Annotated in this window: 21 protein-coding genes; 12 read left to right on the forward strand and 9 right to left on the reverse strand. The window is 70.6% G+C overall.

Annotation, left to right across the window (positions count from 1 at the left end):
• Window positions 1-38: 38 nt before the first annotated feature.
• The 3 genes from ABZ738_RS20855 to ABZ738_RS20865 all read left to right on the forward strand — a co-directional run bounded on the left by ABZ738_RS20855 (window position 39) and on the right by ABZ738_RS20865 (window position 1783).
• Window positions 39-527 (forward strand): GNAT family N-acetyltransferase, encoded by a 489-nt coding sequence (locus ABZ738_RS20855; protein WP_357215492.1) that lies wholly within the window; start codon window positions 39-41, stop codon window positions 525-527.
• An 88-nt stretch (window positions 528-615) separates the two neighbouring features.
• Window positions 616-1227, forward strand: a complete 612-nt coding sequence (locus ABZ738_RS20860) for a YdeI/OmpD-associated family protein (RefSeq protein ID WP_131051103.1) — start codon at window positions 616-618, stop codon at window positions 1225-1227.
• Between the two features lie 46 nt (window positions 1228-1273).
• The gene (locus tag ABZ738_RS20865) at window positions 1274-1783 is read left to right on the forward strand and encodes a YcxB family protein (RefSeq protein WP_131051104.1); all 510 of its coding nucleotides are present in this window, start codon (window positions 1274-1276) and stop codon (window positions 1781-1783) included.
• 6 nt (window positions 1784-1789) lie between these two features.
• Here ABZ738_RS20865 and ABZ738_RS20870 read toward each other — a convergent pair whose 3' ends face one another.
• Both ABZ738_RS20870 and ABZ738_RS20875 read right to left on the reverse strand, forming a co-directional pair.
• Complete coding sequence (locus ABZ738_RS20870) at window positions 1790-2455, reverse strand: hypothetical protein (RefSeq protein ID WP_131051105.1); 666 nt, start codon at window positions 2453-2455, stop codon at window positions 1790-1792.
• Window positions 2456-2574: 119 nt separating this feature from the next.
• Entirely contained in the window at window positions 2575-3045 is a 471-nt protein-coding gene (locus ABZ738_RS20875; protein WP_357215497.1) for a hemerythrin domain-containing protein, read from the reverse strand.
• A 124-nt stretch (window positions 3046-3169) separates the two neighbouring features.
• Between ABZ738_RS20875 and ABZ738_RS20880 the strand changes: the two genes are divergently transcribed.
• Window positions 3170-3844: a nucleotidyltransferase domain-containing protein gene (locus ABZ738_RS20880; RefSeq protein ID WP_131051107.1), complete on the forward strand. Its 675-nt coding sequence runs from the start codon at window positions 3170-3172 to the stop codon at window positions 3842-3844.
• 324 nt (window positions 3845-4168) lie between these two features.
• The gene (rph, locus tag ABZ738_RS20885; protein WP_357215500.1) at window positions 4169-6760 is read left to right on the forward strand and encodes a rifamycin-inactivating phosphotransferase; all 2592 of its coding nucleotides are present in this window, start codon (window positions 4169-4171) and stop codon (window positions 6758-6760) included.
• A gap of 16 nt (window positions 6761-6776) precedes the next feature.
• On the opposite strand, the gene ABZ738_RS20890 is transcribed toward rph, so the two are convergent.
• Both ABZ738_RS20890 and ABZ738_RS20895 read right to left on the reverse strand, forming a co-directional pair.
• The gene (locus ABZ738_RS20890) at window positions 6777-7724 is read right to left on the reverse strand and encodes a MerR family transcriptional regulator (RefSeq protein WP_357215503.1); all 948 of its coding nucleotides are present in this window, start codon (window positions 7722-7724) and stop codon (window positions 6777-6779) included.
• Window positions 7725-7789: 65 nt separating this feature from the next.
• A complete protein-coding gene (locus tag ABZ738_RS20895) occupies window positions 7790-8446 on the reverse strand; it encodes a TetR/AcrR family transcriptional regulator (protein ID WP_357215506.1) in 657 nt (218 codons plus the stop codon).
• A gap of 58 nt (window positions 8447-8504) precedes the next feature.
• Between ABZ738_RS20895 and ABZ738_RS20900 the strand changes: the two genes are divergently transcribed.
• Complete coding sequence (locus ABZ738_RS20900) at window positions 8505-9674, forward strand: SDR family NAD(P)-dependent oxidoreductase (protein ID WP_357215509.1); 1170 nt, start codon at window positions 8505-8507, stop codon at window positions 9672-9674.
• Window positions 9675-9830: 156 nt separating this feature from the next.
• Here ABZ738_RS20900 and ABZ738_RS20905 read toward each other — a convergent pair whose 3' ends face one another.
• Entirely contained in the window at window positions 9831-10418 is a 588-nt protein-coding gene (locus tag ABZ738_RS20905; RefSeq protein WP_357215512.1) for an XRE family transcriptional regulator, read from the reverse strand.
• Between the two features lie 221 nt (window positions 10419-10639).
• On the opposite strand from ABZ738_RS20905, the gene ABZ738_RS20910 reads away from it, so the two are divergent.
• Genes ABZ738_RS20910 through ABZ738_RS20920 form a run of 3 tightly spaced genes read left to right on the forward strand, consistent with a single transcriptional unit; the run spans window position 10640 to window position 11921 of the window.
• Window positions 10640-10783, forward strand: a complete 144-nt coding sequence (locus tag ABZ738_RS20910) for a hypothetical protein (RefSeq protein ID WP_357215515.1) — start codon at window positions 10640-10642, stop codon at window positions 10781-10783.
• Complete coding sequence (locus ABZ738_RS20915; protein ID WP_357215518.1) at window positions 10780-11418, forward strand: class I SAM-dependent methyltransferase; 639 nt, start codon at window positions 10780-10782, stop codon at window positions 11416-11418. The genes ABZ738_RS20910 and ABZ738_RS20915 overlap by 4 nt, the downstream gene beginning before the upstream one ends.
• Window positions 11418-11921, forward strand: a complete 504-nt coding sequence (locus tag ABZ738_RS20920) for a DinB family protein (protein WP_357215521.1) — start codon at window positions 11418-11420, stop codon at window positions 11919-11921. The genes ABZ738_RS20915 and ABZ738_RS20920 overlap by 1 nt, the downstream gene beginning before the upstream one ends.
• Window positions 11922-12047: 126 nt before the next feature.
• Here ABZ738_RS20920 and ABZ738_RS20925 read toward each other — a convergent pair whose 3' ends face one another.
• Together ABZ738_RS20925 and ABZ738_RS20930 are read right to left on the reverse strand one after the other, a co-directional pair.
• Complete coding sequence (locus ABZ738_RS20925; RefSeq protein ID WP_131051114.1) at window positions 12048-12647, reverse strand: DUF4291 domain-containing protein; 600 nt, start codon at window positions 12645-12647, stop codon at window positions 12048-12050.
• A gap of 58 nt (window positions 12648-12705) precedes the next feature.
• Window positions 12706-13185 (reverse strand): pyridoxamine 5'-phosphate oxidase family protein, encoded by a 480-nt coding sequence (locus ABZ738_RS20930; protein WP_254876922.1) that lies wholly within the window; start codon window positions 13183-13185, stop codon window positions 12706-12708.
• Between the two features lie 30 nt (window positions 13186-13215).
• Between ABZ738_RS20930 and ABZ738_RS20935 the strand changes: the two genes are divergently transcribed.
• From ABZ738_RS20935 to ABZ738_RS20945, 3 genes are all read left to right on the forward strand, one after another.
• Window positions 13216-14214 carry an NAD-dependent epimerase/dehydratase family protein gene (locus ABZ738_RS20935; protein ID WP_357215525.1) on the forward strand — a complete coding sequence of 333 codons (999 nt, stop codon included), beginning with the start codon at window positions 13216-13218 and terminating at the stop codon, window positions 14212-14214.
• Window positions 14215-14653: 439 nt separating this feature from the next.
• Window positions 14654-15355, forward strand: coding sequence for a hypothetical protein (locus ABZ738_RS20940; RefSeq protein WP_176094547.1), 702 nt, complete (start codon window positions 14654-14656; stop codon window positions 15353-15355).
• 11 nt (window positions 15356-15366) lie between these two features.
• Window positions 15367-15813, forward strand: coding sequence for a tetratricopeptide repeat protein (locus ABZ738_RS20945; RefSeq protein WP_254876923.1), 447 nt, complete (start codon window positions 15367-15369; stop codon window positions 15811-15813).
• Window positions 15814-15883: 70 nt separating this feature from the next.
• Here the strand turns inward: ABZ738_RS20945 and ABZ738_RS20950 are convergent, their stop codons facing one another.
• Both ABZ738_RS20950 and ABZ738_RS20955 read right to left on the reverse strand, forming a co-directional pair.
• Entirely contained in the window at window positions 15884-18622 is a 2739-nt protein-coding gene (locus ABZ738_RS20950) for an AAA family ATPase (RefSeq protein ID WP_357215529.1), read from the reverse strand.
• Window positions 18589-18783, reverse strand: coding sequence for a hypothetical protein (locus ABZ738_RS20955; protein ID WP_131054659.1), 195 nt, complete (start codon window positions 18781-18783; stop codon window positions 18589-18591). The genes ABZ738_RS20950 and ABZ738_RS20955 overlap by 34 nt, the downstream gene beginning before the upstream one ends.
• Between the last annotated feature and the right edge of the window lie 217 nt (window positions 18784-19000).

A 19000-nucleotide genomic window follows, 5' to 3' on the forward strand; every position in this document is an offset into this window, starting at 1 on the left:
GTCTTCGTCTCCGGCGGCCATGTGTCAGCATCACGTCCATGTCTGAGCTGACCGTCCGGAGCATGACCGAGATCGAGTTCGGTCAGTGGCACTCCAGCCTCGTCCGCGTCTACGCCGACGAGCAGGTGGCGGCCGGGAACTGGTCCGCCGAGAATGCCCTGCAGATGGCCCGCCACAGCAACGAGACTCTGCTGCCGGACGGCTTCACCACCGCCGGCATGGTGTTCCTCAAGGGCGAACTCGACGACGGGACCGCCATCGGGGTGCTGTGGATCGGGCTCACCCATCCTCGGGGCATCGCTGACTGTGCGTTCCTCTACGACATCGAGGTCGAGTCGGCGCACCGGGGTGCGGGATACGGACGCAAGCTGCTGGCCGCCGGCGAGGACGTCGTCCGCCGGCACGGCGTCTCGGCCCTCGAACTCAATGTGTTCGGTGACAACGACCGTGCTCGGCGGCTCTACCAGAGTTCCGGCTACCGGGTGGTCACGCAGCAGATGCGCAAGACGCTGACCGACGAGCGGTGAGCGGCGCCGTGAACGGCGATGGTGGTCGCGGTCGGCCGACGCGCGGCAGGTGACGGTGCCGCTCCGGCGAAGGGGCTAGCCTACGGACATGGCGAGCGCCGAGCTGGATGAGTTGATCGTGGCGGACGCCGAGGAGCTGCGCGCGTGGTTGTCCGCCAACCATGCGACGTCGCCCGGTGTCTGGCTCGCCCTGACCAAGAAGGGCGGCACGGTCACCACGCTGACCTGGCAGCAGGCGGTCGACGAGGCGCTGTGCGTCGGGTGGATCGACGGGCAGGCCAAGAAGCGGGACGAGGAGACGTCCTGCATCCGGTTCACTCCCCGCCGACCGCGCAGCATCTGGTCGCAGCGCAACGTGTCGCACGTGGCGCGGCTGGAGGAGCAGGGTCGGATGTTGCCCGCCGGGCGCGCCGCCGTGGAGGCCGCGAAGGCGGACGGGCGGTGGGCCGCCGCGTACGCCCCGTCCTCGGAGGCCGAGGTGCCCGAGGACCTCCTCGCCGCGATCGCCGCCGAGCCCGCCGCCCAGGCCATGTTCGACGTGCTCACGAAGACCAACCGGTACGCGCTCGTGCACCGCCTCAATTCCGTGAAGCAGGCCCGGACCCGGGAGCGGAAGATCGTCGAGTTCGTCGCGATGTTGGCCCGGCACGAGACGTTCCACCCGCAGAAGGCCACACCGCCGCAGTCGACGTCCGCCTGAGCGCCTGCTGCCGGTGGCCGGCGGGTGGGCGCACTATCGTTGCGGCGTGCGCATCCGTTTCGACATCCCCGCCGATCCCGCCTACCCCGGCCGCGTGGCCGCCGCGATGAGCAGCGACCAACTGCGCAGGTACGCCTCCGTCGGCGCGGTGCTGCTGACGGTCGGCGTGATCGGGCTGGTGGTCTCGCGGGGGTCGTCGTGGGGCGAGCAGATCACGCCGCTGTGGATGGCGATGGCCGTCGGTGGTCTGCTGGCGATGTTGTACTGGCCGTGGGTGCGGTTGCGGGCCCGGCGCCGGTCCGGCGGCTATGCCGTGGACGGCAGCTACGACATCACCGACGAGAACATCATGATGCGCAGCGGCTCGGAGTCCGGTGGCATCGCCTGGGAGGGTGTCTCCCGGGTGAAGGACACCCCCGAGTTCTGGGTCGTGTACGTCGACCGGATGCCGGCGACGGTGATCCCCCGCCGCCTGATGTCCGCCGGGGACGCCGAGACGTTGCGGACCTTCATGGCCGCCCGTGGGTTGCTTCAGGACGACGCGCCCCGGCGCTGAGCCGCGCTACCCGCAGAACTCGGCGTGCAGGTCGGCGTACGGCCGACGCCGGTCCCGGTACCGCCAGGGTCTGCCCACGACGATCTCGGCACAGCAGTGCGTCCCGGGTACGCGGGCGCGATGTGCCGGGCACTCCTCGGCCAGGGCGCGTACCTGCTCGGCTGCCCGCTCGTACGCCGTACGGCTGCCGGTGAGCACCAACGTCTCGGCGGCCACGTCCCACCGCAGATGGTCACGGAACTCCCGATGCCAGCCCCGCTCGTGCTCGGTGTCCGACAGCACGGGCCACGCGTTCCCGGGCAGGTCCACGGTGTGCGGACGTCCCGGGCCCAGCCGGGACCGGACCTGTTTCCACCGTGACGGCGGGAACGCGAGCCGGTGGTGCACCAGCACGAGGTCGAGCGGACGTCCCCACCCGCAGTCGTGACGCGCACCGGCACGGCGCAACGGAAGGTAGACGATCGTGTGCGGTGATCGGGCGGCCAGACCCCAGGCCAGGGCGAACATCGTCGCGGTGGGCGCGTCGAGGCAGAACTGGGCGCCGAGACGACCCTCGTAGAGGCCGGCGGATCCCGGCAGCCTCACCGGGCGTACGACGCGGTACTGCTGGTGCCCGAGCCGGACCGTACTGACCAGCACCCGCCAGGGGTGTCCGTCCAACCGTCGACCCACGCCCCACAGCCTCCCCGTCGCTCACCGTCCGCCCTTCGCGTCGAGCATTGTCGCCGCAGCGGCCACCGAACGGCGACGGGATTTCTACCCGGTTGTCCGGTGCCCGCTGCGACGCCGACTCAGAGGGGACCCAGGACCTCGTCGGGTGCGGCGTCCAGGGAGAGCGTTTCGAGGACCTGGAGCAACTGTCGCTCCTCGTACCGGAAATGGCTCTCCATGATCGCGGCGACACCCTCCAGGTGGCGATCCAGCTCGGCGACGGGCGCGGCCCGGTCGATGGCGGCCTGGAGGCCGCCGAGCAGGTGCGCGATCATCGAATGGTCCTGGCGGAGATAGCGCAGCACGGGCGCCAACTCCGGGTGGGCCGCCTCGATCGCCGGGAACAGTGTGGCGTCCTCGCCCCGATGGTGTCCGTCGAGGGCAGCGCAGAACCCGTGGCAGTACAGCAGCAGGTCACGGGTGGCCGCCTCGCCGGATGTGCCGTCGGCGATCGCGGTGCGGACGAGGTCGAGCGCCTTGCGGAGGCGGCTGTGGACCTGGCGAAGTTCGTAGCTCCAGGCGACGAGCCTGGTCGTCTCGCGCTCAGTCACGCGGAGACGAAGGATGCGACGTGAACACCGTCGGTCTCCCTCGGTAGGGCGCCTCCATGCCTGACACGGTCTGCCACCGGCACGCGACGCTCACCGGAGCATAGTTCATGGGTAGCCTGCCGTCGTGATCGATCTGGTCGAACGGCACACCGTCCTCGCGGTCGTGGTCGGGTCGCGGGCGTACGGGCTGCACGGCCCGGACTCCGACCACGACCGCCGTGGGGTGTTCGTGGCACCCACCCGCGCGTTCTGGCTCCTCGACAAGCCGCCCACCCATCTCGACGGACCGGCCGAGGAGCAGTTCTCCTGGGAGATGGAGCGGCTCTGCGTCCTGGCCCTGCAGGGCAATCCGACGGTGTTGGAGGTGCTCTGGTCCCCGCTGATCGAGGCGATCACGGTCGACGGGGAGGAGTTGCTGGCGATGCGGCGGGCCTTCCTGTCACGGCGGGTGGCGGAGACCTACGGCAACTATGCCCGTGACCAGCTCGACCGGGTGACGGCACGGCGGGAGCGGACCGGCGAGACGAACCACAAGCAGGCCATGCACATGATCCGGCTGCTGCTCGCCGGGGCGCACGTCCTGCGTACCGGTGAGGTCCTGGTCGATGTGCGGCACCTGCGCGAGGAACTCCTCGCGGTGCGGCGCGGCGACCTGGCCTGGGAGTCGGTCACCGCGTGGGCCGCCGACCTACAGGCCGCCCTCGCCGACGCGGCAGCTGCCACCGCGCTGCCGGAGCAGCCCGACCGGGCTGCCGTGGACCGTCTGCTGACCACCGTGCGGGAGAGGAACCTGCGATGACCGTCGACGTGCCGTCGTGGGCTGGATGCGGATCGGCTGTCTGGAGACGGACCTCGCGGTGATCGGGTGGCGTACCCGGCTGGGCTGAGTCCGGACGCCGGGTCGTCTGGCCCACCGACGACGAAGGGCAAGGAGATGTCTCCTTGCCCTTCTTAACGTATAGCGCACCAGGGGGCTTGCGGCAAGGCCCCCGGTATGCCGCAGAATCGGCCGGCCGAGGCCACAACCTGCGGAAACGGGGGCAGACGTGCGGGTGTTGATGTCGACTGACGGCAGTCCTGGGGAGGTCGGGCCAGGCCGCCCGGCGGTGTCGGAGGTGTCGCGATGACCGAGCGGTACGTGGTGGATCTTCAGGAGGTGGACGCGACGCGGCTGGCCGTGGTCGGTGGCAAGGGCGCGCATCTGGGCGAGCTGTCCCGCGTCGACGGCGTACGGGTGCCGGCCGGGTTCTGTGTGACCACGGATGCCTTCCGGCGGATCATGGCGGACGCGCCGGTCGACGCGCTGCTCGACGATCTGGCGAGGTCGGCGGCGGACGACTCGGAGGCCATCGGCACGCACAGTGCGCGGATCCGCCGGATCATCGAAGGGCTCAGCGTTCCGGCCGAGGTCACGGCCGCGATCACCGGCGCGCTCGCGTGGTACGGGGAGCAGACCGCCTACGCGGTGCGGTCCAGCGCGACGGCCGAGGACCTGCCGTCCGCGTCGTTCGCCGGGCAGCAGGACACCTACCTGAACGTGGTGGGGCCGCAGGCGGTCCTGGCGCACGTCCGCCGCTGTTGGGCGTCGTTGTTCACCGAGCGGGCCGTGGCCTACCGCCGGCGCCACGGCATCGACCACCGGTCGGTGCGGATGGCGGTGGTGGTGCAGCAGATGGTCTTCCCGCAGGCGTCCGGCATCCTGTTCACCGCCGACCCGGTCAGCGGCGACCGGAGGGTCGCCACCGTGGACGCCGGCTTCGGTCTCGGTGAGGCCCTGGTCGCCGGGTTGGTGAACCCGGACGTCTACCGGGTACGCGACGGCGAGATCGTCGGCAGGTCGGTGGGCACGAAGCAGTTCGCCGTGCAGGCCCTACCGGCCGGCGGGACCGCGCAGGTGACCGTCGAGGCATCGCGGCGCACGCATCCGGCGCTGACCGACCCGCAGGTCATGGCGCTGGTGGAGCTCGGGCGACGGATCGAGGCGCATACCGGTCGGCCGCAGGACATCGAGTGGTGCCTGGCCGACGGCCGCTTCCACATCGTGCAGACCCGGCCGATCACCACGTTGTTCCCCGTCCCCGACCGCGACGACACCGACAAGCACGTCTATGTCTCGGTGGGCCACCAGCAGATGATGACCGACCCGATGAAGCCGCTGGGCATCTCGGTGTGGCAGCTGACGGCCATGGCGCCGATGATCGAGGCGGGCGGCCGACTGTTCGTCGACGCGATCCGCATGCTGGCCGGCCCGGGCAGCGCCGCCTTCCTGGACATGATCGGTCGGGCCGACCCGTTGACCCGGGACGCGTTGCAGACCGTCCTGGATCGGGGCGACGTCGTCCCGACGGCGCCGGACGCCGCTGCCGCCGGTCCCCCGCCAGGCGTACCGCCTGCCCCGATCCCGACCGACCGGGCCGTCGTGGTCGACCTGGTCGCGCGCAGCCAGGCGTCGATCGCGGCGCTGCGGCGCGACATCGCGACGAAGACCGGGCCCGAGCTGTTCGACGCCCTGCTGGCGGCCTTCGAGGAACACAAGCGTGTCCTCGCCGACCCGCTGAGCATGAAGGTGATCATGGCGGGGATGGAGGCCGCCTGGTGGCTCCACGACCGGCTGTGGGAGTGGCTGGGTGAGAAGAACGCCGCCGACACGCTCACGCTGGCCGTACCCGACAACGTCACCTCGGAGATGGGTCTGGCGCTGCTCGACGTCGCGGACGTGATCCGCCCGTACCCGCAGGTGGTGACGTTCCTCAAGGGTGTCGACGACGACGGCTTCCTGGACCGGCTGCCCGAGGTCGAGGGCGGCGGCGAGGCACGCGACGCGATCGAGGCGTACCTGGACCGGTACGGGATGCGGGGCGTGGGCGAGATCGACATCACCCGGCCGCGGTGGCGCGAGCGTCCGAGCATGCTGCTGCCGGTGCTGCTGGACCACGTCCGCAACGTCGCACCGGGCGAGGCCGGGCGACGCGTGGCGAACGGGCGGCAGCGGGCGCGAGAGAAGGAGGAGCAGGTCCTGTCCCGGTTGCGGACCCTGACCGACGGACACGACAAGGCCGACGAGACCAAACGAATGATCGATCGGGTCCGCACCTTCGCCGGGTACCGGGAGTACCCGAAGTACGACATCGTCAGCCGCTACTACGTCTACAAGCAGGCCCTGCTGGGCGAGGCCGAGCGCCTGGTACGGGCCGGCGTGCTCGCCGAGGCGGACGACGTGCACTACCTCACGTTCGGTGAGTTCCACGAGGTGGCACGCACGCACCGGGTGGACGCCGGGCTCGTCCGGCAACGCCGGGAGGCGTTCCGCTCGTACCACGCGCTCACCCCGCCCCGGGTGCTCACCTCCGACGGTGAGGCCCTCAACGGGGCGTACCGTCGCGACGACGTGCCGGCCGGCGCCCTGGTCGGTCTGCCGGTCTCCACCGGGACCGTCGAGGGGCGCGCCCGGGTCGTCCTGGACATCGGGCAGGCCGACCTCGCACCGGGCGACATCCTGGTCACCGCCTACACCGACCCCAGTTGGTCGCCGCTGTTCCTCGGCGTCGCCGGCCTGGTCACGGAGGTGGGCGGCCTGATGACCCACGGCGCGGTGATCGCCCGGGAGTACGGCCTGCCGGCCGTGGTGAGCGTCGAGGGAGCCACCCGGTTGATCCGGGACGGGCAGCGGATCCGGGTCCACGGCACCGACGGGTACGTGGAGATCCTGCCCTGACCGGGGTCGAGGCGGCTCAGGTGAGAGCGGCGACGGCGGCGTGCAGCCAGGTCGATGCCGGGGCGTGCCCGACGGGTTGCGCCGTGCCGTTGATGGTGGCGGTCAGCGAGTGGTACCTGCCGAGCAGCGCGACGTGTCGGCTCACCTGCGGACCGGGGTCGGCGGCGGCGATCTGCCGCCGTACCTCGGTCAGGTCCTGGTCGCCGCTGCGACTCGCGGCAAGCGCCACCCACCGCGTCGCCACCTGCCGGGCCTCGCGGGAGTCGACCGGTACGCCGGCCTCGGCCGCGGCCCTGGCCTGCGCGAGGATCTCGACCTGCGCCGCGACGTCCGCCTCCGCCGACGGGTCCGCCCGCTCGCGGTCCGCCGTGCTGGCGAAGGTCTCGCCAAAGAACTCGCGGACCGCCTGCCGGAAACCGGGGTCGCGCACCAGGTCGGCCAGCTCGATCCACGCGTCCAACTGCTCGCCGGTGGGGTCCTCCGGCAGCCGGGGCCGCCACGGGCGCAGGTAGTCGACGAACTCCCGCAGGTCGAGACCGTCGGTGACCTCGGCCCAGAACTCCTCCACGAGCTGCTCGCGGTCGTCGTCGGACATCGACGCCAGTCGGTGCACGAGACTCACCTGCCCGGCCTCGCTGTCCTGCCGCACGACCGCCCGCAACACCGCCCGTCGGGTACGCAGGTGTCCCATCTGCCGCTCGACGAGCGCCAGATGGGCCCTCGCGAGATCCCGCACCGTGATCTCGTCGGCCAGCAACCGACGGATCTCGTCCAGCCCCGCGCCCAGGTCCCGCAGCGTCCGCACCAGTTCGAGGGCCGCCACGCCCCGCGCGTCGTAGCACCGGTACCCGGCAGCGGTGTACCCGGTCGGCGCGACGATGCCCTCGTCGGCGTAGAACCGGATGGCGCTGACACTCAGACCCGTACGCCGGGCCACATCCCCGATCGACAACCACTCGTTCATGACCACCACCTTGGCGTCTCAAGTCGCCTGAGAGTCAACAGCGGCCCCGGCAGCCGGCGCCGGCTCTAGCGGGCCAGGCGCTCCAGGAGTTCGCCGAGCAGTCCGCGTTCGCCCGGGGTGAGGTCGCCCGGGTCGTCGTCGACCAGCGCCCGCAACGTCAGGGCCGCGCTGGCACGGGTCGTGGAGGCGGCGGTGGAAGGCGTGTGCAGGACTCCGGCCAGCGCGGCCTCGCGGGCACGCCCGGACAGCCCGAAGTCCGGCTCCGGCTGGCTGATCAAGGTGAGCGTGATGCCGATGTTGGCGGCGAACAGTTGCTCGGCGGCATCGGCCGCCGGCACCTTGAGCAGGCCCCGGGCGGCAGCGGCGGTGAATCGCTCGCGCAACGCGGCGTGCGCGGGAGCGGTGACGGCGCAGGTCCTTCCCGGCTCGGCGCGGCCGTAGAGCAGCCCGTAGAACGAGGGGTGCTCCAGCCCGAACTGCACGTGCTTGTCCCAGCCACTACGCAGGTCGTCCAGCGGGTCGTCCGAATTCTCGACCGCCGTGTACTGGGTGAAGCCGTGGTTCGCCACGGCGTCGATCAGGCCCTGCTTGCTGCCGAAGTGGTGGTACAGCGTCGGGGCTTGCACCCCGGCGCGTTCGCACACCGCCCTCGTGGACACCGTGGCGCCGCTCTCCAGCAACTCGGCTGCGGCAAGGAGGAGTCGATCTCGCGCGCTCTGCATGCTTGCTACATTAGCTCATGTAGCGCTACATTGCTCGCTATAGCGGAAGGAGAAGTCCATGAGGACTTGGTTCATCACCGGTGGGACGCCCGGAGGGTTCGGCCTGGTCTATGCCGAGGCCGCGCTGGCACAGGGCGATCAGGTGGCAGTCACGGTGCGTCGGCCTTCTGAACTGCGGGAATGGGCTGCACCGTTCGGTGAGCGTGTGCTGGTGCTTCAGCTCGACGTCACCGACGCCGACCAGGTGCGCGCGGCGGTCACGACGGCAGAGGAGCGGTTCGGCGGGATCGACGTGCTCGTCAACAGCGCGGGCCGTGGCTGGTACGGCTCGATCGAGGGGGCCCCGGACGAGACCATCCGCCGCACGTTCGACCTCAACCTGTTCGCCGTGGTCGACGTGATCCGCGCGGTCCTGCCGGGTATGCGGGCACGCGGCGACGGCTGGATCGTGAACATGTCGTCGGTGGCCGGCCTCGTCGGCGCAAAGGGGTTCGGTTACTACGCGGCGGCGAAGTTCGCGATCGAAGGACTGTCGGAGACACTGCGCCAGGAGGTCGCACCGTTCGGCGTACGCGTGCTCGCCGTGGAGCCGGGAGCGTTCCGCACCAGCGCCTTCTCCTACTTCCGCGACGAGCCCGTCACCGAGACCGTCGACGCCTACGTGCCGATGGTCGAGACCGTCAAGGCGGCTTTCGTGGACGCTGACGGCAAGCAGGCAGGTGACCCTGTTCGTGGTGTGCAGGCCGTGATCAGCGCGATGAACGCTCCCGTTCCACCGCACCGGATCGTGCTCGGCAACTCCGGCTACGACGTCGTCGTCGCGATGCACGAGAACGCCCTCGCGGAGCTGCGCGCGAACGAGAAGCTGTCCCGCAGCGCTGACTTCGAAGACCGGAGAACGGACATGAACGACATCACTCTCCCCCAGGCCGTCGACACCTTCGTCGAGGCCACCAACGCGCACGACGTGAACGCGCTGGCCGCAGTCTTCAGCGCCGGGGCCACCGTGCGTGATGACGGAAGGGTCTGGGCCGGCGAGGCCGAGATCCGCGAGTGGATCCAGGGGCATCTGATCAACCCCAAGATCGTGCTCACGCCGACCTCGTTCGCGGACGACCGGCTGGTGGCCTCCGGGGACGGCGACTTCCCCGGCGGACCCCTGTCCTTCTCGTTCGTGTTCGGCATCAAGGACGACCAGGTCACCGACCTCGCGATCGCCCCCCTCTGATCCGTCCCGGCTGGGGGCAGCCTGAGGTCCGCCCCAGCCGTAACCGGCGAAGGCCAACTGCTCGATCGCGCACCCGGTCTCCTCGCGCAGCCTCGCAGAGGTCGCTCGCCGCGCCGACGCCCGGCGGGCCCGCCCGCCGTGTCCAGACCGGTTCGTTCAGGTGGGCGGTGTCAGGGAGGGCGACAGGTGGGCGCGTTCGCCCTGGGCGCCGAAGAGCGTGAGCAGCTCCGCAGCCTGAGAGTCGGCGCTGCCGATCTGGTGCGGGATCCGGGTGTCGAACTCTGCGGCTTCGCCGGGGCCCAGCCGGTATTCCTGGTCACCGAGGACGAGCCGGACACTTCCGTTGAGTACGTAGAACCATTCGTACCCCTCGTGGGTCTGCAGTGTCGTCGTGGCCGACTTCCCGGCCGGTGGATAGATCACCTTGTAGGCCTGGATGCCTCCGGCACGTCTGGTCAGCGGCACGACGGTGAAGCCGGATCGCCGTACCGGCCGCAGGTGGATGCGGGGATCGCCGGTGGGCGGGGCCGCGACCAGTTCGTCGAGCGCGACGCCGTGCGCTCGCGCCAGCGGCAGCAGTTGCTCCAGAGTCGGGCGCAGTTTCCCGTTCTCCAGACGCGAGAGCGTGCTTGCGGTCAGGCCGGTCTCCGCCGCCAAGGCGGCCAGCGAGATGTTCCGGGCCTGGCGTAGTGCGTGCAGGCGCGGGCCGACGCCCGCAAGGACATCGTGCGACGTGGCGTTCATGAACCCATCTTGCGGATCCGCAACGTTTCTCGCAAATAGGCAACGCCGCTGGTCATGCTGGCAGCGGAGGTAGGCAACCAATGCTCACATCAGCAGCAACTTCGAGATCAGCAGCGCGGTGGTCGCGCACAGTCGCGGCAGGTCACGACGCGGCCACCCGGGACGACGCCGAGTTCGACCGTCAGTTCACGCACGAGACAGCCGACGTCGACGGTGTGAAGATGCACGATGTCACCGGCGGCACGGGCGAGCCGCTCGTCCTCCTGCACGGCGGGCCCCAGTCGGGGTACTCGTGGCGCGAGATCATGCCCACGCTCGTCACCACCGAGCTGGTGAACCTCCTCGCGAACGGGGCGGACCGATGACCGACGCGCCCAAGGCCGAAGCGTTCTGGGAACAGCACTACCGCGCCCGGCGCGGCGGCGGCACCGGGCACCCCAACCCGGTGTTGACAGAAACAGCCGAGACATTGCCTCCCGGCGATGCCCTCGACCTGGGATGCGGCGTCGGCGGCGACACCATCTGGCTTGCCCGGCACGGCTGGCAGGTCACCGCTGTGGATATCTCCACCGCCGCCGTGGAACGGGTGCGGGCACGCTCCCGGCAACTCGGCATCGACGGCCGGGTGACCGGCGAACAGCACGATCTGGCCCGGAGCTTCCCCGACGGGCAGTTCGACCTGATCTCCGCGCAGTACCTGCACACTCCCTTCACGCTGGATCGCGCGCGGGTACTGCGTACCGCGGCGCACGCGTTGCGTACCGGCGGTCATCTCCTGATCGTCGACCACGGCTCGACCGCACCCTGGTCGTGGAACAAGGATCCCGACACGCACTACCCCTCACCCGGCGAGACCGCAGCCGAGCTCGCCCTCGACCCGGACCGATGGTCCGTCGTACGCGCCGACACGCCGCACCGCCGGGCCACCGGACCGGGAGGCCGGACCGCCACCGTCACCGACAACGTTCTGCTCATCCACCGACATGATCGGAGAAGCTGATGTCGCCGACCGCCCGACCCAGGAGACGCAAGGACACCGGGCCCGCGTGGACCGCCCCCGGCGAGAAGGCCACCCTGGTCGGCTTCATCGACTACCTCCGCAACGCGATCATGGACAAGGTCGCCGACGTACCGGAGCCCGAGGTCCGCACCGCCGGCGTACCCTCCGGCACCAGCCTCCTCGGGCTGATCAAACACGTGACCGCCGTCGAGAGGTTCTACTTCCTCGAAGAACCGATCACCAACATGCGCCGCACGTTCCAGCCCACTCGGGACGACACCGTCGACGGCCTGCTCGCCGGCTACCGGGCGACGATCGCGCAGGCGAACCAGGTCATCGACACCTGGACCGATCTGACCCAGCCGGCACCCCGGCCGCCCGGCCGCGACGCCCTGCCGCCGTCGCAGCGATGGGTGCTGGTCCACATGATCGAGGAGATCGGACGCCACGCGGGGCACGCAGACATCATCCGCGAGAGGATCGACGGTTCCACCGGCCGCTGACAGCCACTGCGGCCAGTCCCGATCCCGTCCAGGCCGATCTGGAACGGCGCTCGAAGCGGATCTGAAGACAGGTGGCGGGCCGGCTCCCTGGAGGATCCGGCCCGCCCATGTCGAGGTGTCACTGCGCTAGCGGGTGGCACAGATGACGGCGGCGATCGGCGCGGGCAACGGGTACACCTGCTCGACCGGCAGCCGGGCGACGGCAGCCCGGTCGTCGCCGGCACGCACCAGGTCCCGGATCTGCCGCACGTCGGCGGTGACGTCGCGGATGGCCACCACCCAGTCGTCGACGTACCCGGCGACGGCCGGACCGGAGAGCCCCACCTGCAACGACCGGTACGGCAGCGCCGCCAGGCGCAGGGACCGTTCCGGATCCCACTGCACCCGTACCGGGCTGGTCTTGAGCTGCCGCGACCAGGCCGTACGGTCGGCGTGCACCTCCGGGTCGTAGTGACTGAGGCAGGCCCGCTCCAACGCCCACTCGAAACCCTCGCGGCGCAGGTCCACGGCGAGCACCCGCTCCTGGCCCTCCTTGGTGGCCCAGCCGCAGCGGTACATCATCCACAGGAACGACGGCTTGATCCACGTCATCCGTTCCCGCTTGAACGGGGCCACGAAGCGACCCGCCGCCACCGCCGGCTCCGCGATCTGCGGAGAATACGCCTGGTAGACGGTGATGGTGTCGGCCGAGTATCGGGCGCGGATCTGACGCAGGGGTACGGACATCCACCGATCGTCGCCGACCCACCCGAGCACGAGCCACCGAATTCGGCGGCGCGAACCGTCACATGGAGAAGCGGTTCACCCGCTCGGGACGCAGCACGATGCGGACCACTCCCCCGCTGCGCCACTCGTCGACCAGGCTCTGACGCGCCGGATCGCTCATGTCGTAATACCGCTCGGCGAGCCGGGTCGCCAACTCCACGCCACCGTCGTCGTGCAACGTGACCGGGCCCTCCACCGACACCCAGTGCTCGGGCTCGCCGGTCGGTGCGGCCACGACCACGGAGGCTCGGGGCCGCTCCCGGATCCGGTCCAGCTTCGGCGCGTCCGGCAGCGAGAACATCTGCAGATCCCCGTCATCGGTGACCTCGAACCACACCGGGCGCGGCGCGGGCCAGCGGTCGCCCCGGGGCGCCACGGTGAGGAAGGCGTGCAGCGGCCGGGCGAGCAGGGCGAGATCCTCGTCGCGGAACATGACCACCAGCCTAGGACCGGTGGCGTACGCCCGCAGGCTTCTGCCGTCGGCGAAGAATCTTGGCATGCCGCGTACACCGCTGCTTGGCTCGTGGACATGGAGATGCTGGTGTTGGGCGGCACGGCGTGGCTCGGGCACGAGGTCGCCCGGCAGGCGGTCGACCGGGGGTACGCCGTCACCTGCCTGGCCCGGGGCGAGAGCGGGACGGTACCGCCCGGCGCGGTCCTGGTGGCCGCCGACCGGGGCGATCCCGGCGCGTACGACGGGCTGCGCGACCGTGACTGGGACGCCGTCGTCGAGGTGTCGTGGCAGCCGCGCTTCGTGCGGGAGGCGCTGCGGGCCCTGGGGGGCCGAGCCCGGCACTGGAGTTACGTCTCCTCGGTCAGCGCCTACGCCGACCACGACACCCCCGGCGCCGACGAGTCGGCGCCCACGCTGCCCGCCACGAACCGCGACACGGTCGACCGCGAGGAGTACGGCGAGGCGAAGGCGGCCTGCGAACAGATCACCACGAGCGAGGTGGGCAACCGCGCCCTGGTGGCCCGCGCCGGGTTGATCGGCGGTCCGGGCGACCACAGCGGCCGGACCGGCTACTGGGTCGCCCGCGCCGCCCGCGACCCCGACACACCGCTGCTCGTACCGCGTGATCCCGACCTGTCGACCCAGGTCGTCGACGTCCGCGACCTGGCCGCCTGGCTGCTCGACAGCGCACGGGCCGGCACGGTCGGCACGTTCAACGCGGTCGGCCCGGCCGTACCCTTCGCCGAATGGGTCGCCCGGTCCCGGGCCGTGGCCGGCCACACCGGTCCGCTCGTGCACGCCGACCCCGCCTGGCTGGTGGCGCAGGGAGTGGCCGAGTACATGGGTCCGGAGTCGCTGCCGCTGTGGATCGCCGACCCGGCCGCACGCGGTTGGGCGGCCCGCAGCGGCGCGGCGGCCGAGGCCGCCGGTCTCCGCCACCGCCCGCGTACCGACCTGCTGGCCGACACCCTCGCCTGGGAACGTGCCGAAGGGCTGCACCGGGACCGCCGCGCCGGGCTGAGCAGCGCCCGGGAAGCCGCGCTGATCGACGCCCTGCGAGGTCTCGCCGGATGAAGGTTGCCCTCTCGGGCTGCGGTCGGCGGTCGTTCGAAACGAGGCTGTGGTTCCGGACAATTAGCCGGATCCGCGGGAGGACCGTCGTTGCCGTGGTCGATGCCCGCTTCGAATACTCGACACAAAAGAGCTTCGCCCTTACGCGCTGACGGCTCTCGGGAGGTGATCATCGCGGCGGCGGACGGCGCTGTCCTGCTCGACGTCGCCGGCCGTCGCAGGTGTTCGCGCTCGCGGCGCAGTGCGGCGGCGGCTACCAGGTCCGGCTGGCGTCGCCCGACGGGCACCAGGTCCACACCCGCGAAGGGGTCCGACTGCAGCGGGGCAGCGACGACTACGAGAAAGTCGTACCGTCTTGCCTCGAACATGAGGGAAGGCTGATCAGCAGATGCGACACCTTGGCCCAAGCGCTGGCAGTTCACTCGTCCTGCGTGGTACCGCGATGTCTCTCGGTGCGCTCCTCTTCGCAGGGTGTACGTCCCAAGCCGAATCGTCGGTCGAGCCGGCGGGTGAGCCGACGCAGGCTCAGGCTGCGTCCACCTACTTCGAGGAACCCGAGCAGATCGCCGGCATCCCGAGATCACCGGATGCCTTTTCCTCTTGGCAAGCACGGGAAAACACGAACATGCTCAGGGCGTTCGTCGAGAAGCCAACCGACACCCTGAGTGAGGTTTACAACAGCGAGACCAGCCTCACCGATACGATCCAGATCAGTGCAGTAGCAGGCACGGTGATCGACCCACCCGAGACATTGGACTGGATGTTCGCAAAGGCTCGCGACTTGCAGGATGTCCGACCAGCGGATCCCAGACCTTGGGGCGGCACGGCCCGCTGTGGCAGAAGCGACGAGGCCATGACCTATACGGCCACGCTCTGCGGCTGGGCCGACAACCACAGTGCCGGGATGGTGACGTTTGTATCTCTTGAGATGAAAGATCGTCGTGCCGACTTCGCCATGGTGCGCACGCAGTTCCAGAAGGGCAGCGCTGGCCTTCTTCCTCGACACGTTCGTCTTGACCATCGGGAGACGCAGCATCAGGACGGACAAGTTGATCTCATCACAACTTGGAATGCCGCACTGAGTCCCGAAGAATGCCTACACGCGGGACCATGTCGTCCGTTCCTCAGGGGGCACAGCCGATGATCATCGATGAGATGCTGGTGCGCATAAACGAGGGTGTCCAGTTGCACCACGGTCAGGGACGACGTGACGCCGCCCGCGACCTGTTCGCGCAGATCTGGGACGAGATCGGCGGCGAACACGGCGACCCCCTGCACGTGTGCGTTTTGGCGCATTCCATGGCCGACGTGCAGGACGACCCGCACCAGGAGTTGATCTGGGACACCCGGGCGCTGGCGGCGGCCGATCGGCTCACCGACGACCGGGCCGCGCAGGCCGGCGTACCCATGTCGGTTGCCGCCCTGTATCCCTCGCTGCACCTCAACCTGGGCGAGTGTCACCGCAAGCTCGGTGATCTCGGCCGTGCCCGCGAATGTCTCCAGCAGGCGCAGGCGGGTATCGGCGCGCTCGGTGACGACGACTACGGGCGACTGATCAAAGACGGCCTGGAGCGCTTGACGCGACAGTTGGCTGCCGAGTAGCCGCAGCTTGGTGCATCCCGCAGCCTTGCTGCCAGCCGTTGCCGCACGGTTTCCTGGTCGACGGTGGCGGTCAATGCCGCCCGAGGAGGTCACCCACCTCGGTCCGGGACGAGACGCCCAGCTTCCGCAGGATGTTCGAGACGTGCACGGCGGCGGTCTTCGGTGAGATGTAGAGGCGCCGGGCCAGCTCGGTATTGGTCAGCCCGTCGCTGATCAGTACTGCCACCTCCCGCTCGCGGGGGGTCAGGGCGGTCGGACCTGTGACCGCGGGTATCGCGTCGACCGGCGCCATGCCCAGTTGGGCGCGGACGTGGACGAGCTGGGCCACCCGCCAACCACGCCACTCGGCCAGCAGGGGTGCGGCGGCCTCCACCTGCGCGGCAGCCTCCTCGCGCTGGTCGTTGGCGAGCAGACACCGGGCGGCGCCGACACGTACGGTGCCACGGGTCGCCGGCACCAGGATGTGGGCGTCGGCGATGGACAGGTAGCCGGCCAGCGCCTCGACGTGCTGGCCGCGTGCCTCCGCGAGCTGAGCGTCGACGAGCGTCCGGTAGGCGTCCCAGACGTTGGCATCGAGTAGCGCGGCGGCCATCTGGTCGAGCCGGTGCGTCGGCAAGCCGATGTGCAGCGCGGCAGAGATCAGATCGTGGGCCGTCTCGTTGCTGCGCCACGGCTGCTCGGACAGGGCCGTGGTGAGTTCCTCCAGGCGCGCTTCGGCGCGTGGGAGGTCGCCGCGACGACAGGCGAGGTGGAACGTGAGGCTGGGAACCGTCGCCGGCCAGTTGTCGGGCAGCGCCGCCAGGTCCGTGACGAGCTGCTCGGTGTGGTCCAGCTCGCCGGCCTCCAGATAGAGCCCGGCGAGGAAGACCCCGTGATAGTCGGCCCAGCGGCCCCGGCGCCGGTAGCTGCGGTCCTGCTCGCGCCCCTCCTCCAGCGCCCCGGTGGCGGCGCGCAGGTCGCCGGCCCGCACCGCGAGCCGGGCTCGGCCCTGGAAGTAGGTGGCCACCGCGAGTGACTCGAAGCCGGCTCGCTCGGCGTCGACCCGCATCCGTTCCAGTGTTTCGGCCTGCTCGGTCGGCGAGGTGGGTGGCTCGCCGTGCACCAGGGCGTCGAGGGCGCGGGCCGCCAACACCCACTCGCCCGCCTTTTCGGCCTCGTCGACGAGAGCGGACAGGATCTTGCGGCCGTCGGCGGCGGTCTGCGGGCGCTCGACAAGCGTCGCACCCTTCTCGACCAGCGCGGCCAGGCGTACGGCTGGCAGGTCGAACTGCTCCGCCAGCGCCAGCGCGCGGTCGGACCAGAGCAGCACGGCGTCGCAGTCGCCGCGCAGGTACGCCGACTGGGCGATCGCGGTCATCGCCCGCGCCTGGTCAGCGCCGGGGGGAAGCTGCGCGATCAGGGTCCCGATGTCGTGTGTCAGCGCGCGCATCTCGTCGGTCTCGCGGGACTCCCACGCGATGCGGACCAGCAGGTACAGCGACTCGGCAAGGTCGGTCGTGGTGTCGGCGAGGTCACGCCAGCGCCGGCCGTACCGCAGGGCGTCGTCCAGCAGCCCGGCCAACCACGCCGCTCGGGCGGCCGAGGCGAGCAGGTCGGTGGCCTCGGGCAGCTCGTCGAGGCCCATCTCCGCCAGTTGCAGGGCCTGGTAGGCGGAGCCGATGGAGAGGAAGAACTCAGCGCCGCGACGGGCCGCCGCGATCATGTCGTCGTACCGGCCGGCGCCACGGGCGTGGTGCGCCACCATGGCCGGGTCGGAGGCACCACCGCTCAGGAGTACGTCGAGTGCCCTCTCGTGTAGCCGGCGGCGCTGCCGGCCGAGCATCTGGTCGACGATCGCCTCGCGCACCAGTGCGTGCCGGAACGCGAACTCGTCGTCGCCGGACTCGACCAGGACGCCCCGGGTGACCAGGTCGCGTAACACGGCGATGAGCTGGTCCTCGCCCACACCGGTCACGTCGGCGAGCAGGTCGAACGGGATGCGGTGGCCGAGCACGGTGGCCGCCTCGACGATGCGGTGGCTGACCGGGTCGAGGTCGTCGACCTGTCGGCGTAACACCTCGGCGAGACTCCACGGCAGCGGTTGCGCGACCAACGCCTCCACGTCGTTCCCGGGCAGCGCACGCAGCAACTCCTCCAGGAAGAACGGGTTGCCGCCGGTGCGGTGGTGCAGTGCCGCCACGGCGCGCAGCGGCGCCGGAGCGCCGGTGGCCGCCGCCAGCAACGCCGCGGTCTGTGCGGGGGTGAGACGGTCCAGGCGGACGTGGGTGACGGTGTGCCGGCGTTCCATCCGGGCCAGCAGGCCCGCCACCGGTTTGCGACGGGTCACCTCGTCCGGCCGGTACGTTCCGATGAGCAGCCGTGGCCCGCGCTGGTCGGCGATCCGCTCGAACAGCGCCGCGCTCTCCGAGTCGGCCCAGTGCAGGTCCTCGAAGACGATGACCGCAGGGGAGTCGCCGATCAGGTCGGCCAGGATCGCGAGGCCGGTGTGCAGGCGCTCGACCGGGCTGCGCCGCGGGTCCGCGAGTGCCGCGAGCTGCTCCTCGTCGCTGCCTGGACGGCCGTCGATGGCGCCCAGGAGCACCTCGTACGGTCGGGACAGCGAGCCGGGTTCCGCCTGGCCGACCAGCACCACGGTCTCCGGCGACACGGTGGTCAGCAGCTCGTGCACCAGCCGGGTCTTTCCGATGCCCGGCTCGCCCGCGATGAGCGCAACCGCCGGCTCCCGCGCCGAAGCGAGCTGCGCCAACCGGCGCAGCTCGCTGTCCCGCCCGATCATCACTGGGCTGGCACCGCCGCGGATGGTTCGCACGACGTGAGGTTACCGGCGGGCTGGCCACGGACGGCCGGGGTGTCACGGGCCCGGTGGGCCCGGCGGGCGGTGGTGAGTAGGCGCTCGCTGTCGGCCTCGGCGATCAACTCGCGGCGACGATCGTTCGCCAGAGCCAGCATCGTGCCCGGGTCCATCAACATGGCTTGTCTCCTTGTCAACCGCTGATGGATCAATCGTCGGTTGACACCGGTGCGGCCACATCGGGCAACACGTACCTATCTTCACTGCTCACCGGGGTTTAGCGGAGTGCGCGGGCCGCCTAGGCATACCTAGTGCCGGCACGCTTCAGGGCCGTCCACCCGTGGAGGTCACCGGATGCGGGGGCATCGGCGGCTGCCGCGTGCCTGGTGGTCAGCA

The organism is Micromonospora sp. NPDC047793 (assembly GCF_040642635.1).
Taxonomy (GTDB): domain Bacteria; phylum Actinomycetota; class Actinomycetes; order Mycobacteriales; family Micromonosporaceae; genus Micromonospora.

Bases quoted from the DNA above. Each gene is read 5' to 3' on its own strand.
- ABZ738_RS20855 (WP_357215492.1), top strand. From the start codon at position 39: ATGTCTGAGCTGACCGTCCGGAGCATGACCGAGATCGAGTTCGGTCAG.
- ABZ738_RS20860 (WP_131051103.1), top strand. From the start codon at position 616: ATGGCGAGCGCCGAGCTGGATGAGTTGATCGTGGCGGACGCCGAGGAG.
- rph (WP_357215500.1), top strand. From the start codon at position 4,169: ATGACCGAGCGGTACGTGGTGGATCTTCAGGAGGTGGACGCGACGCGG.
- ABZ738_RS20890 (WP_357215503.1), bottom strand. From the start codon at position 7,724: ATGAACGAGTGGTTGTCGATCGGGGATGTGGCCCGGCGTACGGGTCTG.
- ABZ738_RS20895 (WP_357215506.1), bottom strand. From the start codon at position 8,446: ATGCAGAGCGCGCGAGATCGACTCCTCCTTGCCGCAGCCGAGTTGCTG.
- ABZ738_RS20900 (WP_357215509.1), top strand. From the start codon at position 8,505: ATGAGGACTTGGTTCATCACCGGTGGGACGCCCGGAGGGTTCGGCCTG.
- ABZ738_RS20905 (WP_357215512.1), bottom strand. From the start codon at position 10,418: ATGAACGCCACGTCGCACGATGTCCTTGCGGGCGTCGGCCCGCGCCTG.
- ABZ738_RS20910 (WP_357215515.1), top strand. From the start codon at position 10,640: ATGCACGATGTCACCGGCGGCACGGGCGAGCCGCTCGTCCTCCTGCAC.
- ABZ738_RS20915 (WP_357215518.1), top strand. From the start codon at position 10,780: ATGACCGACGCGCCCAAGGCCGAAGCGTTCTGGGAACAGCACTACCGC.
- ABZ738_RS20920 (WP_357215521.1), top strand. From the start codon at position 11,418: ATGTCGCCGACCGCCCGACCCAGGAGACGCAAGGACACCGGGCCCGCG.
- ABZ738_RS20925 (WP_131051114.1), bottom strand. From the start codon at position 12,647: ATGTCCGTACCCCTGCGTCAGATCCGCGCCCGATACTCGGCCGACACC.
- ABZ738_RS20930 (WP_254876922.1), bottom strand. From the start codon at position 13,185: ATGCCAAGATTCTTCGCCGACGGCAGAAGCCTGCGGGCGTACGCCACC.
- ABZ738_RS20935 (WP_357215525.1), top strand. From the start codon at position 13,216: ATGGAGATGCTGGTGTTGGGCGGCACGGCGTGGCTCGGGCACGAGGTC.
- ABZ738_RS20940 (WP_176094547.1), top strand. From the start codon at position 14,654: ATGTCTCTCGGTGCGCTCCTCTTCGCAGGGTGTACGTCCCAAGCCGAA.
- ABZ738_RS20945 (WP_254876923.1), top strand. From the start codon at position 15,367: ATGCTGGTGCGCATAAACGAGGGTGTCCAGTTGCACCACGGTCAGGGA.
- ABZ738_RS20955 (WP_131054659.1), bottom strand. From the start codon at position 18,783: ATGTTGATGGACCCGGGCACGATGCTGGCTCTGGCGAACGATCGTCGC.